Below are 14,898 nucleotides of genomic sequence, written 5' to 3'. Positions count from 1 at the left end.
AGGGACGGGGGGCAGGAGGATGAAGCCGTCAACGCTGATCATCTGCCGTTGTGAAGAAGTGACAATGGAGCAATTGGAGGAAGCCTATGCAGCAGGATGCCGCACTTCGCGCCAGTTGAAAATGAAAACACGGGCGTCGATGGGCGCTTGCCAGGGGCGGATTTGCAGACAACTGGTCGAAGCGTGGGTTCAAGAAAAAGCGCCCGGAACGCCGAGAGACGCGGAGCTGCTGTCGTACCGGCCGCCCATCCGTCCCATTACTTTCGGCCAGTTGGCAAAGGGTGAATAATATGGACACGCTTCGCATAACGGACCATCCGATACTGGGCCGAAAAGAACAGCGCAACCCTGTCGGCTTTACTTTTGACGGCAGGCCGATGACGGGCTTCGGCGGCGAAACCGTTGCCGCAGCTTTGCTGGCCGGCGGTGTCCGCACGCTCAGGAAGCATGAAGAGTCCGGGAACCCGCGCGGACTGTACTGCGCCATCGGGCACTGCATGGAATGCCGAGTGCAGCTTCAGGGCACGGGCATGGTTCGGGCGTGCCTGACGCCTCTTGAAGACGGGATGGTCCTGTTCTCGGGGCCGCAGCTGCCGAACGAAATCACGGGGAGGAAACTGCCATGAAACCAAAGCGGCGGCAGTGCGACCTTATTATTGTCGGAGCCGGTCCGGCAGGCCTGTCGGCGGCGGAGGTTGCAGCCGACAACGGCCTCAGCGTGACGGTCGTCGACGAATTTCCGGCGCCCGGCGGGCGCATGCCGGGCCAGTTCCATAACGAGCCCGGCAAAGGCTGGTGGATCGGCAAGCAGATCGCAGCGGAGCTGGTCGAGCAACTCGGCGAGCTCGGCGTGCAAATCCGCTGCGGCGTTTCCGTTTACGGCCTGCACAGAACGGATGGCGGCGATTGGGAAGTTGCGACGACCGAAGGCATCCTGTCATCGCCGTATGTTTTGCTGGCGACGGGCGCTGCGGAAATTCCGCTGCCGACGAAGGGCTGGACGCTCCCCGGCGTCATGTCCGTCGGCGCCGCCCAAGTGATGACGAACGTCCATTACGTGAAGCCGGGCAAGCGCGGGCTTATGATCGGCGTCAACGTGCTCGCCATGGCGATTGCCGGCGAGCTTGCCGCCGGCGGCGTCGATCTGGCCGGAATCGTACTGCCTTCCGGCCAGGCGGTCGCGGGGCAAGCCGCCGATCCGAAGAAGTGCCTGGAAGTGCTTATGGATGTATCGCACCTCGCTCCGTCGCCGTGGCTGCGCATGGGCGGGCGAATCGCCAAAGCGATGAACGTGTCCGGGAACGTCGTGAAATTGTTTCCCCGAAGCGGTGTGAAGATCGGCGGTATTCCGCTGATGCTGCGCACGGCCGCCCTGTCGATCAACGGAAATACGCAGGTGGAATCGGTCACGCTTGCCGATGTGAACGCGCAGGGAATCGCCATACCGGGCACCGAAAGGGAGTTGGCCGTCGACTTCGTCGCGCTTTCCGGCGGGCTCTATCCGTTAGCCGAGCTGGCCTCGGTCGCGGGCTGCCCGTTCATTTACATGCCGGAATTAGGCGGGCATATCCCGCTGCACGGCGAACGGATGCAAACCCCTGTGAAAGGGCTTTATGTGGCCGGAAATATTACCGGCGTGGAAAGCGCGCTCGTCGCCATGGCGCAGGGCAAGCTGGCCGCCGTATCGATATGCCATGACGCGGGTGTTTTTGGGGAGCAGGGGCTGGGCGAACAAATCATACTATCTGCGACCATGCATGTGGAGCAAGTCCGCGCTTCGGCCTTGATTCAATTCCATCCGGGAATTGCCGCTGCGCGGAGCAGGCTGTACCGGATGTGGCAGGATACGTTGAAAGTTGGTGGGTAAAATATGGAACCATATCAGGGGGGAACTGAAATGTGCGAAGGGCAGCAATCGGCAAACTTTTCATGGAAAGAAGTGACCGTGAACGACCCTTTTTGGACGAAATACAGGCAGTTGATCCGGGAGGAGGTGATTCCTTACCAGTGGGCGGCGCTGAACGACCGGATCGATGATGCGTCGCCAAGCCATTGCCTGGAAAACTTCCGCATTGCCGCAGGGGAAGCGGAAGGCGAATTTTACGGCTATGTGTTTCAGGACAGCGACGTAGCGAAGTGGCTGGAAGCCGTCGCCTACAGCCTGGCGACCGATCCCGATCCGGAGCTGGAGCGGCTTGCCGACGAGACGATCGATCTGCTCGGCAGAGCGCAGCAGGCGGACGGCTATTTGAATACGTATTTTACGATCAAACAGCCGGAGCGCCGTTGGCTCAATGAACGCGACAACCATGAGACGTACTGTGCCGGGCATATGATCGAAGCGGCGGTTGCTTACTATGAAACGACGGGCAAGCGCAAGTTTTTGGACATCGTCTGCAAGCTGGCCGATCATATCGACTCGGTTTTCGGTGATGAGGAGCATAAAAAACATGGCTATCCGGGCCACCAGGAAATCGAGCTTGCCCTGATGAGGCTGTACCGAGTAACAGGCAACGAGCGGTATTTGCAGCTGAGCCGGTATTTTATCGACGAGCGCGGGCAAACACCGCATTATTTCAAGCAGGAAGCGGAGAAGCGGGCGGAGCTGTTCGGCGCGGAATCGCTGTTAAGGGAAGGCTATTACCGTTTATACAAGCATAATTATGAGTATAACCAATCGCATCTGCCCGTGCGCGACCAGCACAAGGCGGTCGGCCACGCGGTCAGAGCGATGTACATGTACGCCGGGATGGCCGATGTCGCGCTGGCAGCGCAGGACCCGGCATTGACCGAGGCGTGCGTGAGGCTGTGGGACAACGTAACGCAGCAGCAGATGTATGTAACCGGCGGCATAGGCTCGCATCACGAAGGCGAAGCGTTCTCCTTCGATTACGATCTGCCGAACGATACGGCCTACACCGAAACGTGCGCATCGATCGGCCTCGTATTTTGGGCCCGGCGGATGCTGCTGCTTGATCCGGACGGCAAATACGCGGACGTGATGGAAAGGGCGCTGTACAACGGCACGATCAGCGGCATGTCGCTCGACGGAAAAAGCTTTTTCTATGTCAATCCGCTGGAAGTTTGGCCCGATGCCTGCAGCAGATCCGACAAAATGCACGCCCGGCCCATCCGTCAAAAATGGTTCGGCTGCGCCTGCTGCCCGCCCAATATCGCCAGGCTTGTCGCATCCATCGGACAATACATCTACTCGCAGAGCGGGGATAAGGTATACGTTCATCTGTTTGCGGGCAGCGAAACGCAATTTGCGGTTGCCGGCCGGCGGGTGAAGCTGACGCAGACGGCCGATTATCCGTGGGATGAGCGGATTGCGATTACCGTTTCCCCGGAGGCTGAAGCCGAATTCACGTTAGCGGTCCGCATCCCGGGATGGTGCGAAGGCGCATCGGTCAAGGTGAACGGGCAAGACGTGCAAGTTGAAAAACTCGTGAGCAAAGGCTATGCTGAGCTCAAGCGGATTTGGCGTGAAGGAGACCGGGTCGACATTTGCTTGCCGATGCCGGTGGAACGCATTCACGCCCATCCGAACGTGAGAGTGAACGCAGGCAAAGTTGCGCTGCAGCGCGGGCCTGTCGTATACTGCCTTGAAGAGGCGGACAACGGCGCCGTTTTGCAGGACATTCGACTGCCGCACGATGCCCGGCTTGACGTCCGTTTTGAGCGCGATCTTCTCGGCGGGGTCGCCGTCATTACCGGCGAAGGCGTGCGCGGCACCGATGCGGGATGGCAGGATGCGCTTTACAAAAAAGCGCGATACGATTCGGAGAAACGGGTTGCCCTCCGGGCTGTGCCGTATTTTGCCTGGGCGAACCGCGGACAGGGCGAGATGCTGGTCTGGATCCGCGAGTCATAACCGGCAGCCGTTTCCATGGAAATGAGGGATACGAAATAATGACAGCAAATCCGTTTGCAGCGCGCATTCGAAGAGCGAACGAACTGATGGAGCAGCACGGCTATAATTCGCTGCTTGTGGCGACGACCGCCAATTTTTATTATTTTACCGGGATATGGATCGATCCGCTCGAAAGATTGCTGGCGATTGTGTTCCGCAAAGGGAAAGACCCGGTCATCCTCGCGCCGGAAATGCACAGGGAGGACTTCGCTCACAGCTCCCTGGAATGCCACTTTGTGCGGGACGGGGAAGACGCGATCGCCCAAACGGCCGCTTTTATCGACGACTCGGGTGTTGTCGGCATTGACGATCTGTGGCGGAGCGCCAATTTGTTGAGCTTGATGAAGGCACAACCAAACGCCCGTTATGCGGCAGGCGGGGCGGTTTTACATACGCTTCGGCTGAGAAAAGACGCTCACGAGCAGGAGCTGATTCGCAAGTCGGGAGCCACCGCGAGCAGGGTGATGGAAAAGCTGTTCGCAAAAGTCGTTCCGGGTATGAGCGAAAATGACCTTGTTGAGGAACTGCAATCGCTGTGGAAACAGGAGGGCGTGCGCACGATGTCGTTCGAGCCGATTATCGCAACCGGCCCGAACGCGGCCAATCCGCATCATCATCCCGGGGATACCCGCATTCAGGAGGGCGAGCTGGTCGTGATCGACATGGGCGGGCTGATCGACCGTTACTGCTCCGATATGACCCGTACGGTCGGCGTACGGCACGTGTCCTCCAGGCAGCGGGAGGTATACGACATCGTCAAAGCCGCCCATATGGCGGGCATCGGCGCCGTGCGGCCGGGCATCCCGGTAGCGGAGATCGACAAAGCTACGCGCGCGGTGATCGAGGACAGCGGATACGGGCGCTTTTTCACCCACCGCACCGGGCACGGGCTGGGCATCGACATCCATGAGGAGCCGTCGCTTCACGGCGGCAACGAGCTGATCGTCGAGCCCGGCATGGTGTTCAGCGTGGAGCCCGGCATTTATTTGCCCAACGAGTTCGGCGTCAGGATCGAAGATATTGTCATCGTGACGGAGGATGGCTGCGAGTCCGTAAACCTCGGCGCGACGAAGGAGCTCGTCATCGTTTGAGCCGGCATGCAAGGGTGGCGGTGGCCGCTGGCGAGAGGCCGGTATGCGGCCGCTGGTGGGAACAGGCCTGATGCCGCTGGCGTGAAAACCAGCTTGCGGCCTGCTGGCGTGAAACTCGACCAGCGGCTGTCGGCGTGAAAGCCGGCTTGTGGCTATGGTCAACCGACCGCCGTCATGCAGCGCAACACCGCGCGTTGGGATCTGAGCGCGGTGTCGCTGGCGTGAAAGCCTGGCTGCCCAGAAGCCCACACGCCAGAGCCGATAGCATAATCTGCCTGTTTGCGCGAAGAAAACCTGCAAAAGTACAGTTTTTGCTCGTTCAATATGCTGGAAACGAAAAATTCCTGCAAATGTGCAGGCTTTTCACCGCGTACAAGGGCTCAGATTCATTTTCAGCGAAAATTCCTGCACTTTCGCAGGCTTTTCGCCAAAATGCAACATTTCCACGGAAAAAGCCTGCACTTTTGCAGGTTTTTTCCCTGTCGAGCCGCCTCACCTCATGCCCTCGCTCTAATAGGCGGTATGGCAGAGAGAGGGGTAGTGTACGATCGCAACCTGCGTGGGGGAGGCGCGTGTTTGGAAAGAGCGGTTGAGCCCCCAATCAGGCTCCCCTTCCGGTCAACCCGTCACTTTCTTAACATTCTAATTTTTACAGGTGTTCAATGGGCTAATGGGGGGGCGCTGCTCTAACGCACGGTTTTTCTCAACAGTCTCATTTCCGCAGGTTTTCTCCTTGTCAAGCTACCTCATGACCCCCACTGTACAGCACGAACAACTTACCGGGAAAGGCACACGTTGGTGCTGTTTCAAAAATTAGCTACTCTTTTCGCACCGCACAGCTTCCGGCGCGCGGTATTGCGCTGCATGACGGCGGTCGGTTGACCACATGTCTGGTTCCCCCTAACCCATCACTTCCTCAACAATTTGATTGCTGCATGTTTCCTGCGCGCTAACAAGGGTGTGCTGCTCCAAAACACGGGTTTACTCAACAGTCTCATTTTGCAGGATTTCTGCGTGCTTGGCCAGTGGTACGTAAGTGAGCGTGTCGGTCTGCAAAGCATTGCCGCAGCCGTGAAAACGAATGGTTCGGAGCGATCCCACTGGCGGTCGGATGACCGCGAAGGTCTCGAGAAACGACGCAAACCACCACTCGAGCCGCCCCGAGGGGCGGCGTTCCTCAGGCGCCCGCGGCCACCCCACCGCTCGCGCTAGCCCCCGACCGCATCTCCCTCGCGCGGCACAGGGTTCAGCGCCCGCGGCCGGCCGGGGGCCGCCGCCTACAAAAAAACGCCTCAATTCCACTTGTACAGTGGATTTGGAGGCGTCTTTTTTGCGGCATTGGGCGGCGCTTAAATGCCGTTAACTTTCCACGATTCGATTCCTGTCGAGGCGGTCGATTTTGCCGTTATGTTCAGACGGATCTTGTTTGTCGTAAACGGAGTGAACGTTGTGGTGTTGTATTGATTGCTGGCGACGCCGAGGCCTGACGTATTCGCTGCGTTGACCCATGACGTTCCATTCCAATATTGGATGGAATAGGATGCGGGCACATCGATGCCCTGGCCGTCTGCGAACCAGTAGACGTCGGTGCTGGATATCGTATGATTTTCGTTGAAATCATATTCGACCCACTGGGTTGTCCCCGGGTTATCCCAGTTTCCATAGACGGGGTGCCCCCGATCGCTGGAGCTGGTCGGCGTATAGCCGTCATTTAAACCGGTCAAGCTTTCCCATGAGGAGACGAAGGATGTGGTCGCCGTTGCCAGCGAAGCGATATTCGCGGGCGTTGTCGTACCGCCGCCTCCTCCGGCAAGGGTACTGACTTCCGATGCGCTCAGCGCCCGGTTGTAAATTTTGAAATCGTCGACCAACCCGTTCAAATAAGGATCGGAGGCGTATTGCGATTTTCCGATATAATTTTGCGTTGTGCTGCCCAGATTTGAAGGTTTGAGCGTCATGTTGGAGTTTCTGGCTACTTCTGTGCCGTCTACGTAAAGGATGCCGGTATTTCCGGACAGTGTTACGGCAACATGCTTCCACACCCCTGTCGGAAACGCGGCCGTCGAATTGATTTGCTGCTCCGATCCGTTGCCGTTATTGGTAATGGCAAACCGCAGACCTGCGCTTCCGGGCTGAGGCGTCAAAAACATATGGGAGCTCGTTCCCGTGCCGAAATCAAAAATGCGGATCCAGTTGCTTAACGAATTGGCTTTTACCCACGTCGAAACTGTAAAATCTCCGAGCGAGCTGACGATGCCCGAGGGAAGGCTCGCGTATGCCGAAGTACCGTTCAGGCTTAAGGCATTGCCATTTTTGCCCGCCGCCCAAGCTGCATTGCCGTTTAATGTCGCATTGTTGCCGCTGCCGGAAGCGTCTGCCGCCGTAGTTCCGCTCGTTTCATTAAATAAATAGTTGGCAACCGTATCCGGCGTCGGCGTTGTTCCCCCCAGACTGATCGTAAATACTTTCGTGACCGGGGCGCTCGTTTCGTCGTAATCCCTCAATTGCACCGTAAATGTATAGCTGTTTTGCGCCTGCGTGTTGGAAACTGTTCCGCTGATCGTTCCCGTGAACATGTCCAGACTTAATCCCGCCGGGAGCGAGCCGTTTACGATTCTCCAGTCATAGAACGGGACGCCGCCTTTGGCCGTCAGCTTTTGCGTGTAGGATTGGCCTTTCGTCGCATTCGGCAGCGAGGTGGAGACGATTTGCGGCGGGACGAACGGTGCCAGGTTTTTGTTCAGTTTCCAGCCTGCATTTTCGGCGATCAAAAGCGAAAGCTTGGTGATCATCCAGCGCCGCGAAGGGAACAATCCGCCCCAGCCGCCTGTTTGCCCGCTTTGCCGGTCATAGTATTTGGCATCGCCGGGGATATGGTAGCTCGAATCCAGCGGAACGGGGATGCCTTGATAGCCGACTACATCCGGGGTGTTTCCGCCGGAAGCTTTATAAGCAGCCATGCCAGGCCACGTGTCGCTGTAAGCAAAACCATGCCCGAACTCATGCATGATCAGCCCGTATACGTCCGTCAGGTTGCCGGAGTTGTCGCTCAAATACCACTGCTCGTCATCCATGGACGTAAACGGCGTTTTGCCGGAATAAAACTGCAGAGCCGCCCCCAGGGAACGGTACAGCTTATTCGGAACAGTGACGCCGTTTCGTTTGTGGTATTGGCCGTTGGCCGAGTTCCAGCCTGTCGAGTAAGGCTCATTGAGCCCCCGCAAAAAGATCCATTCGCCATTGTACGGCGCATTGTTCGTCACGGTCGTATTTCCCGCAAAATTGTCGTTCGGGACAAAGTTCGTTTCCGCGCCGGCCGGGACGGTGTCGAAAGGCGCTTCGTCGAAAAAGTAAAACCAGTCCTTGATCGCCTGTTCGGAGGCGTTTTTGATCGCCGGATCGTTGAAAACGTGGTTGACCGTGTCAAACCGGTAATCGAAGGTGAGAGGAAGCGACGGCTGGGCGTTGTCGTCCTGATTCAACACGCGGATCGGCATCGTTTGCGTATGCGAGTTCCCGTTGCTTTCGACAACGTTCATGGAGAATGTGTAATTTTCAATTTGACCTTGAGTGGCCGTCCGGTGCGGATGAATTTCCAGTAAAAAATTTTTTTGCTCCGACGCGCTGGAGAACGTCAGCGTTTTTGTGGCCCCGGTTGCGGACAGCTGGCTTGGCAAATCCATCATGAAGCGCGAGGTGCCGCTCGCCTTGAGGTTGATGGTAACGGGATATGAAGCGCTTGCAGGCGGCTTCACGGTTAATTTGATGTAGGGGTTAGCGATATACCCCTGCCAATCGACAAGATCGACGCCATAGCTGTTGACATTTCTGTTGAATATATCGTACACCTGTGCGTCTGTGGCTGCCGCAGAAGCTTGGGGAGTGGGGACGATACAGCTTTCCGAAACAAAAAGCGTTGTCGTAGCGAGCGTTACAATAAAGGCCTTTTTCGCAAATTTCATGTTCATCAGCAAACCTCCGTTCTTTTTTTGATCAAATGTTATACTGCCTCTTCATGCGATTTCGAAATTCAGCCTCCTTTCCCGGTTTGATGTGCAGGACGAGCCGCAAAACTTGGAAATATGGGCTCGATTCATATGTTACAGCTTCCGTTTGGAAAATGACAGGTTCATTTCCAACCGCTTTTTTAGAAATATCAACCAGTTTTTGTGTTATTTTGGGTTTAACTTTTGAACGCGTAATCCGGATCGCCGACACGCTCGAATAATTCGGATTGACAAGGGAATGAAAGCAAATATTTATTAGCTCAACCGCAATAGCAGCAAGCTGCTTGAGGTTTACCAGGCATCCCTGGCCGATGGAGGTACTGTCGATCAATGGGGAGACACCGGCTATAACGGCCAGCAATAGACGTTGGTCAAGGAAGGAATCAAGTAGCTTTCGAGCGGCCGCCTGCATCCGTTTTCATAGAAATTGTTTATTTGACTTGGGCGTATAGGCAATGTAAAATACTTTTAAATCCTATAAGAATAGATGGAAAAGGTTAGGCTGACCGGACGATCGGAGGCCAAGGTTATCTTTGTGCGCAGCACGGGGCGAACCTTGGCCTCCGTTTGTTTTTCGGAAATCAATGTGTTTAAAGGAGCGAGGACGATGGCTGGACAACGGAAATTGAGGCTCGGCGCCAACATTAGCGGGGTTGGCAACAGTATGTTCGTTTGGAGGCATCCGGACGTATCCGTCGATGCGAGCGTGAATGTGGAGTTTTACAAGCAGCAGGCGCAAATTGCGGAGCGGGGCAAATTCGATCTGCTTTTTATCGCGGACGGCCTGTACATTAACGAAAAATCGAACCCTCACTTTTTAAACCGTTTCGAGCCGCTCACGATTTTGTCGGCCCTGAGCGCCGTTACGACGAACATCGGCCTTGTCGCGACGCTGTCCACCTCGTACAGCGAACCGTTCACGGTCGCAAGGCAATTTGCGTCCCTCGACCAAATCAGCGGCGGCAGAGCCGGCTGGAACGTAGTCACATCGCCGCTCGAAGGCTCGGCGAAAAACTTCGGCAAAGACGAGCATCCTTCCCATGCGCAGCGCTACCAAATCGCCGAGGAGTTTCTTGAGGTCGTCAAAGGGCTGTGGGATTCCTGGGAAGATGACGCTTTCGTGAGAGACAAAGCGAGCGGCGTGTTTTTCGACCCGGCCAAAATGCACCGCCTGAACCATAAAGGGCCGTATTTCTCCGTGCAGGGCCCGCTGAATATCGCCCGTTCCAAACAAGGCCATGCCGTCGTGTTCCAGGCGGGTTCGTCGGAAGCCGGCAAAGATTTGGCGGCCAAATCCGCCGATGCCGTGTATACGGGGCATGAAACGATCGAGGAAGCGAAGCAATTTTACCGCGACGTAAAATCGAGAGCCGCATCCTACGGGCGGTCTTCCGGGGATATTCTTATTTTTCCGGGGATCGGGCCGATCGTCGGGCGTACGGAGGAAGAAGCCGAGCGCAAATATAAGGGAATTTCCGAGCTGGTCACGATTGAAAGCGCCTTGGACTATTTGGGCCGCTATTTCGAGCACTTCGATTTTTCCCAATTCCCGCTGGACGAACCGTTCCCGGATTTGGGCGATCTGGGTAATAACAGCTTCCGCAGCACGACGGAAAAAATTAAAAAAGAAGCGAAAGAGCACAATTTGACGCTGCGCGAAGCCGCTCTGCGCGCCTCGACGCCGAGAAGCACGTTTATCGGAACGCCGGAGAAAATAGCGGATCTGATTCAGCAGTGGTTCGAAGAAGAGGCGGCGGACGGATTCAATATCCGCAGCGTCGTACCGAACGGGCTGGAAGATTTTGTCGACCTCGTCGTGCCGATTTTGCAGCAACGCGGCATTTTTCGGACGGAGTATGAAGATGACACGCTGCGCGGAAATTTGGGGCTTTCCGTACCTGCGAACCGGTATGCGGCTGCGGCACCTTCGAAAGAAGCGATTGTTTAAATGCGGCGAGCGCCGCGGACAGAAGATTGCGTCAGGCAATAACTCTACTGATGGGTACAGGCTGGGTACAGACTCAGACCGATGTACCCGTCTTTTTCTTATTCATTCAAAAGCCAATTCTCTGCATCATCCCTGGTTTCAAATACTCTGAAATGGTTGCTTTTGTTGGATTCGAACGCCATCTCCTTGAATTTTCCTTGAAGAACCAGTTCTTTCGGAATGATAGCAGCCGTTTTTACGCGGTAATTGATCCATTTTTGAATCATTTGTCCTGCCACGCCGGTTCTCAGTTTGAAAAAGTGTTCCGAAAGAGCTTGACTATGCAGCAAAAGAAGATCCGAATCATTTTCTTTGCACAAAGCAACGATGTCCACAGCGTCCTGTTCAGTGCTAAGAGGGGGCCCGGCAGATATAACTTCTACATATTTTTTATTTCCGTTCTCCGCGATTTTATAGTTCATCGTCGTTCTCTCCTCCATTTGTTTTCTTTCATAAAGTTCCTTGCGAATTCCTTGCACCCACTTGAGTTCGTTGCGATAGAAGGACAGCAGGTTTTCGGATATTTTATCCCACAAAAACGTTTCGCGCTCATTTCTATGAGGGGAAGGAATTCCGCGTTTGATTTTTTCCTGCTGGAACATAAGCTGCATGTTGATTCTGCTTTCGTACTGTACCAACAGTTCGTTTAATTCCTCGTCGCTTAGTTGTTCCGCCCACGCCAATTGAATGAGGAAAGTGTTCTTCAACTCGGGAATTTCCGTTTCTGAAACAACCCATTCTTTCAATCTGGCAAGTCCTTCCTCCGTAATACTGTAAATTTTCTTTGATGGAGAGCTTTCCTGGTGTTGAATTACGTTGGTTACCAAACCTTCGTCCAACAGCTGTACAAGGGATTTGTAGATTTGATTGTTGTTACCGGACCAATACATGGTTGAAGATTCTTCAATAATTTTTTTTAATTCATAGCCTGTAGCAGACCTCCAACTGAGAAGCCCGAGTATAGCATATTGGATAGACATAGTAACACCCCAAAATTGTTATCGATATCATGTGTTAACAGTAACATATGATATCGATAATGTAAACAGGGAAGGGAAGTATCCAACCCGTAAAAGCGGATGAGGCGTCTTTTTTGCAGGAACGTACATAGGTACCGTCCAATATGATAATGGACAAAGACTCCGCTGCGTTTTCCGCTCATTGGCGGCTGCATTGCGATGGGAACGGGAACGGAGTTGTCGAAGTTCGCCCATAGCTGGCCGGAACGATGATTTTAACGATATAGGAGGAGGTCTTGATACGACGATCCTGTCCGATACGTTTTACATTTCGAAAGGAGGCAAGCCGAAAGACCTATAGAAAATGATTGGAACATATAACATTTTGCCGCATAGTTGTCGAAATAGTTAACGAGGACCAAATATCCAATGAAAGTAAATTGGGCATTTTCATCAAACTAGAGAAACCCCGCAACATATCGGGGCAGTCGGAGGCTGGAAATGAAATCGAGGTTAAAACTGAATTTTAAACTTAACATCCATTTAACACTGTTCAAAAAGCTGCTTTTCAGTTTTGTGATCGTTTTGCTGCTTTTATGCGCTATTAGTATAACGGCAATCACAAAGATGAGCTCCATGGGCGAGAAGTCGCGGCAGACGACGCAAACCGGGCTGCCGAACGTCATGATGCTGGGCAATTTGAACCATGACCTTAAAGAGATGGACGATCTGATGCTGCGCATTCAACTGGATATGAAAGATAAGAACAGCATGGACGATATTATGAGCGCAACGGGAAGAGGCGCGGATTCAACGTCCCAGCCGGAGCAAGCGCAAGCCCTTTTTGCATCCATTCAGGAAAAAGTGCAGAAAGTGGAAAATCTATCTTCTTCAGAAAATGATGAAAAGCTTATCAAAATGTTACAGGAACAATGGGGCTCTTATGCGAAAATGTTCCCGGACATTTTGGCTGCGGTTCAGCAGCACGGTCAGGACGGCATGTTTAAAATTCAGCAGGCCGACCAATACTTGGGCGGATGCAGTGTCGTCGTGGAGGTGCTCACCAGAAATATTCAGCAGCAGGCCGACGAATGGGCGAACGAGCTGGACGATTCGTATCGCTCGGGGATGGTATCGGTCATCGCGTTAAGCATTATCGCCATTTTGGCGGGACTCAGCATTTCGTTTATCATTGCCCGGAACGTTTCCAAGCCTCTCCGGCAAATGAGCGAAGCCGCCAAGGTGATTTCGGCAGGCGATCTGTCGGCGAAAAACAAAATATTGTCCCGTAAGGACGAGATCGGGGAACTGAGCGAAGCGTTCGCCCAAATGAGCGATAATATGCGGGAAATGATTGAAAAAATCAATGAGCACGCTCAGCTTGTTACCGTATCTGCCGGCCAGTTGAAAACAAGCTCCGGGGAAATGCAGCAAGCGTCCGAGCACATTGCTGTCACGGTCAAAGAAGTTGCGACCGGAGCCGACCAGCAAACCGTAACGATGGAAGAAACGTCACGCTCTATGGAAGAAGTAGGAGCAGGCATCAGCCGTATGGCGGAAAGCGCGTCTTCGATCGCCGAATCCGTGGAATCGACGAAGCAGCACGCAGAAACCGGAGAGACGTTCGTTCAAAATACAGTACAGCAAATGAATTCGATCCATGTTTCGGTGCACCAGACGGATGAAGTGATCGGGCTGCTTGAAGCCAAATCGCAGCAAATCGGCAATATTGTCCAAGCGATTCAGGAAATCGCCCAGCAAACGAATCTGCTGTCGCTCAACGCAGCGATTGAAGCTGCCCGTGCCGGCGAGCAGGGGCGGGGATTTGCCGTCGTTGCAGCGGAAGTGCGCAAGCTGGCTGAACAGTCCAGCAACTCTTCGGATGAAATCAGCAAGCTGCTGAACGAGATCCAATCGAGCATCCGCGATTCGGGAGAAGCGATGGGCAAGGTGAAATCGGAAGTGGGCACAGGCATTGAGCTCGTCAAGGAGACGGAGCAAAACTTCCATAACATTTTGAAGTCAACATCGCATATCGCTTCGCAAATTCAAGAGATGGCGGCGACTTCCGAGCAAATCTCGGCCAGCACCCAGCAAATTACCGCCGCCGTTCAGCAGGTTGCCTTCATTGCCAAAGAAACGGCCTCCTCGTCAAAGCAAGTATCCTCCTCGACGGAAGGACAGCTGCAAACGACCGGAGAAGTTCAGTCATCGGCAGAGTCGCTCTCGGACATGGCCGGAGAAATGCAGCGCTTGTTATCGCAGTTCAAAACCGCATAAGCAGTCATTACGCATAGAAGGGTTGTTCCGAGAGTATTTGGATCGTACGGGAACAGCCTGGAAATCGAGCAAAAGGACCTCAAATTCCACTGCCAAGTGGAGAATGAGGTCCTTTCTTTAGGTGAAATTTCGGTATAGAAAATCATCAATTGACTTTGGGAGTAGCCGCTTTTGTCGCAGGAGTATCAGCCTGATTAAAGTGTGCGGGTCCGGATCTACCGCCGATCCCTTGCTAATATTACCCAGGAAATTATATCGAGAATAACAGGTGCGAAGCAGCGGAAATGGGACGAAAATAACGCTGGAACGAGAATAACGCTTTTTGTAGCACTGGCAAAGCTCTTGAGAAGGCATTGAGCGGCATTATTGGCGTAGACGCCGACCTGCTGCCCGCCATTTTGCCGAGTCAGATGAGCGGTGGGGTAGAAAGCAGAATCGAGTGACATTGGTCGTTGCCGGATTATGCCAATGTCGTGCGTAAAAGTGGCTTGGCAATCCCAAAAGCCTGCAAAAGTGCAGGCTTTGTCGGTGGATTCGGCTCGTTTTGGAGAAAAGCCTCACTAGCTTTGCAACAAACCTGACATGAAAAATTTTGTTTCAAAATGTTCCTAAAATTGTATTTTATTGATACTTTTATCTGGTGGATCATTAAAAAATCTCC

11 protein-coding genes are annotated in these 14,898 nt (G+C 54.0%); 7 read left to right on the top strand and 4 right to left on the bottom strand.

Annotated elements, in window-relative coordinates; translation table 11 throughout:
• Positions 1–19 precede the first annotated feature (19 nt).
• The 5 genes from AC6RNO_RS12545 to AC6RNO_RS12525 are packed head-to-tail and all read left to right on the top strand — an operon-like array spanning position 20 to position 5,004.
• Positions 20–289, top strand: coding sequence for a (2Fe-2S)-binding protein (locus AC6RNO_RS12545; RefSeq protein WP_474681141.1), 270 nt, complete (start codon positions 20–22; stop codon positions 287–289).
• A 1-nt stretch (position 290) separates the two neighbouring features.
• Positions 291–626: a 2Fe-2S iron-sulfur cluster-binding protein gene (locus tag AC6RNO_RS12540; protein WP_497105630.1), complete on the top strand. Its 336-nt coding sequence runs from the start codon at positions 291–293 to the stop codon at positions 624–626.
• Positions 623–1,867: an NAD(P)/FAD-dependent oxidoreductase gene (locus AC6RNO_RS12535; RefSeq protein ID WP_474681139.1), complete on the top strand. Its 1,245-nt coding sequence runs from the start codon at positions 623–625 to the stop codon at positions 1,865–1,867. Before AC6RNO_RS12540 ends, AC6RNO_RS12535 begins: the two co-directional genes overlap by 4 nt.
• Before the next feature lie 30 nt (positions 1,868–1,897).
• Positions 1,898–3,874 carry a glycoside hydrolase family 127 protein gene (locus AC6RNO_RS12530; RefSeq protein WP_488436415.1) on the top strand — a complete coding sequence of 659 codons (1,977 nt, stop codon included), beginning with the start codon at positions 1,898–1,900 and terminating at the stop codon, positions 3,872–3,874.
• Between the two features lie 38 nt (positions 3,875–3,912).
• Complete coding sequence (locus AC6RNO_RS12525) at positions 3,913–5,004, top strand: M24 family metallopeptidase (protein WP_497105629.1); 1,092 nt, start codon at positions 3,913–3,915, stop codon at positions 5,002–5,004.
• Between the two features lie 1,349 nt (positions 5,005–6,353).
• Here the strand turns inward: AC6RNO_RS12525 and AC6RNO_RS12520 are convergent.
• Both AC6RNO_RS12520 and AC6RNO_RS12515 read right to left on the bottom strand, forming a co-directional pair.
• Entirely contained in the window at positions 6,354–8,972 is a 2,619-nt protein-coding gene (locus tag AC6RNO_RS12520) for a LamG-like jellyroll fold domain-containing protein (RefSeq protein ID WP_497105628.1), read from the bottom strand.
• 25 nt (positions 8,973–8,997) lie between these two features.
• Positions 8,998–9,342, bottom strand: coding sequence for a hypothetical protein (locus AC6RNO_RS12515; RefSeq protein ID WP_497105627.1), 345 nt, complete (start codon positions 9,340–9,342; stop codon positions 8,998–9,000).
• A gap of 276 nt (positions 9,343–9,618) precedes the next feature.
• On the opposite strand from AC6RNO_RS12515, the gene AC6RNO_RS12510 reads away from it, so the two are divergent.
• Positions 9,619–10,959: an NtaA/DmoA family FMN-dependent monooxygenase gene (locus AC6RNO_RS12510; RefSeq protein ID WP_497105626.1), complete on the top strand. Its 1,341-nt coding sequence runs from the start codon at positions 9,619–9,621 to the stop codon at positions 10,957–10,959.
• 98 nt (positions 10,960–11,057) lie between these two features.
• On the opposite strand, the gene AC6RNO_RS12505 is transcribed toward AC6RNO_RS12510, so the two are convergent.
• A complete protein-coding gene (locus AC6RNO_RS12505; RefSeq protein WP_497105625.1) occupies positions 11,058–11,978 on the bottom strand; it encodes a DUF4180 domain-containing protein in 921 nt (306 codons plus the stop codon).
• Between the two features lie 480 nt (positions 11,979–12,458).
• On the opposite strand from AC6RNO_RS12505, the gene AC6RNO_RS12500 reads away from it, so the two are divergent.
• Positions 12,459–14,237 (top strand): methyl-accepting chemotaxis protein, encoded by a 1,779-nt coding sequence (locus AC6RNO_RS12500; RefSeq protein ID WP_474681132.1) that lies wholly within the window; start codon positions 12,459–12,461, stop codon positions 14,235–14,237.
• Positions 14,238–14,697: 460 nt separating this feature from the next.
• Here the strand turns inward: AC6RNO_RS12500 and AC6RNO_RS12495 are convergent.
• On the bottom strand, positions 14,698–14,898 hold a 201-nt coding region (locus tag AC6RNO_RS12495; RefSeq protein WP_497105624.1), incomplete at its 5' end, for a hypothetical protein.

This window comes from Paenibacillus sp. sgz302190 (assembly GCF_059820445.1).
Note: the sequence above shows the minus strand (reverse complement) of the source record. Positions and strands in the feature narration are given on the sequence as shown.

Coding starts and splice junctions, on each gene's coding strand:
- AC6RNO_RS12530 (WP_488436415.1), top strand. CDS start 1,898: ATGTGCGAAGGGCAGCAATCGGCAAACTTTTCATGGAAAGAAGTGACC.
- AC6RNO_RS12500 (WP_474681132.1), top strand. CDS start 12,459: ATGAAATCGAGGTTAAAACTGAATTTTAAACTTAACATCCATTTAACA.
- AC6RNO_RS12545 (WP_474681141.1), top strand. CDS start 20: ATGAAGCCGTCAACGCTGATCATCTGCCGTTGTGAAGAAGTGACAATG.
- AC6RNO_RS12525 (WP_497105629.1), top strand. CDS start 3,913: ATGACAGCAAATCCGTTTGCAGCGCGCATTCGAAGAGCGAACGAACTG.
- AC6RNO_RS12510 (WP_497105626.1), top strand. CDS start 9,619: ATGGCTGGACAACGGAAATTGAGGCTCGGCGCCAACATTAGCGGGGTT.
- AC6RNO_RS12540 (WP_497105630.1), top strand. CDS start 291: ATGGACACGCTTCGCATAACGGACCATCCGATACTGGGCCGAAAAGAA.
- AC6RNO_RS12520 (WP_497105628.1), bottom strand. CDS start 8,972: ATGAACATGAAATTTGCGAAAAAGGCCTTTATTGTAACGCTCGCTACG.
- AC6RNO_RS12535 (WP_474681139.1), top strand. CDS start 623: ATGAAACCAAAGCGGCGGCAGTGCGACCTTATTATTGTCGGAGCCGGT.
- AC6RNO_RS12505 (WP_497105625.1), bottom strand. CDS start 11,978: ATGTCTATCCAATATGCTATACTCGGGCTTCTCAGTTGGAGGTCTGCT.